1 protein-coding gene and 1 other annotated feature are annotated in these 1,344 nt (G+C 66.7%); the gene reads right to left on the reverse strand.

Annotated elements, in window-relative coordinates; translation table 11 throughout:
- Positions 1-32: 32 nt before the first annotated feature.
- Positions 33-1,294, reverse strand: a protein-coding gene (locus tag WCD74_RS29815) for an IS3 family transposase (RefSeq protein WP_337698567.1) whose coding sequence is annotated in 2 segments (ribosomal slippage) — positions 33-991 and positions 991-1,294 — 1,263 coding nt in all. Because the reading frame shifts where the segments join, the coding sequence is not laid out codon by codon here.
- Positions 873-1,004, reverse strand: a sequence feature (AL1L pseudoknot). It overlaps the preceding gene by 132 nt.
- Positions 1,295-1,344 lie beyond the last annotated feature (50 nt).

The following is a 1,344-nucleotide window of genomic DNA, read 5'->3' on the forward strand; positions in this document are numbered from 1 at the left end:
TGAACCGCCCCGGGCCGGCGTGAGGCCGGGTGTCAGGCCGCGGCGGCCTGCTGGGCTACCGCGGCAGCGTAGTTGGCTTCCCATTCAACCGGCGGCAGGTACCCGACGGAAGAATGGAGGCGATCGTAGTTGTACCAGTGGACCCACTCGGCGGTCTCGCGTTCGACTTCCCGCAGCCCACTCCAATTACGTGGGCAGTCTCGCACGATGACCTCGGTCTTGTACAGCCCGATCGTCGATTCCATCAACGCATTGTCCAGAGCGTCCCCGACGGTGCCGATCGACCCTGCGATCCCAGCCTCGTGAAGTTCCTCGGTGAACGCCAGCGCCGTGTATTGCGACCCCGCGTCCGAATGATGAACAAGACCCTCGGCCGTGAACTCGGCGTCCTCTCGCCGGCGAGTGGCCAGCGCCTGGGCCAAAGCGGCAGTGACCAGGTCCACCGATTTCGACATCGAGGTCCGCCACCCCAGGATCCGCCGTGAATAGACATCGGTGATGAACGAGGTGTAGACGAACCCGCACGCGGTCCAGACGTAGGTGAAGTCCGCGACCCACACCGCGTCCGGGCGGTTCGGGGTCTTCCAACCGCGCTTGACCAGGTCGGGGTGCCTCGGGGCGCCCTGCTCACGGGTCGTGGTGCGGGTACGGTGCTCCCCACGGCGCACGCCCTGCAGACCGGCGATCCGCATCAGCCGGGCGACCTGCTCTCGGCCCACCACCAGCCCGGCCCGCTGCGCGGCCCGCCAGAGCTTGCGGACCCCGTACACCGACCGGTTCGCCCGGTAGAGATCCACGATCTGATTGACCAAATACGCCTCCGCGAGCGCCGCGTCGGTGACCGGGCACCGCAGCCACGAGTAATACGTGTTCGGGGCGATCTTCATGCCGTGCTCGGCGAGCACCGCACAGATCGGCTCGACCCCGAACCTGTCCCGGAACCGATCGATGTAGAGCAGTTTCACCTGAGTCGACGGTCGAGCTCCGCCTGGGCGAAAAACGCCGAGGCCGTCTTGAGAATCTCATTGGCCCGGCGCAGCTCAGCGACTTCGCGCTGCAGCCGCCGGAACTCCTCGAGGTCGACCTCGCCGCCCTCCCCAACAGGTGCGCCGTCCCCGTCTCGGGGGCGCTCACCCTCGATCCAATTCCGCAACGTCGCCGGGTTGATGTCCAACATCGCGCCCACATGCTTGCGGGCGGCCAGCTTCGAGTCACCGTGATCACGCAACCGGTCCTCATACATGCGCACCGCACGAGCCCGGGTCTCCGGGTCGAACTTCCGAGGTGGGGCCACAGCAGCAGTCTCCTTGCTACATCAGAGCCTCACCAGCAGCCGGGGCGGTT

This window comes from Actinomycetospora aurantiaca (assembly GCF_037401875.1).
Taxonomy (GTDB): Bacteria; Actinomycetota; Actinomycetes; order Mycobacteriales; family Pseudonocardiaceae; genus Actinomycetospora; species Actinomycetospora aurantiaca.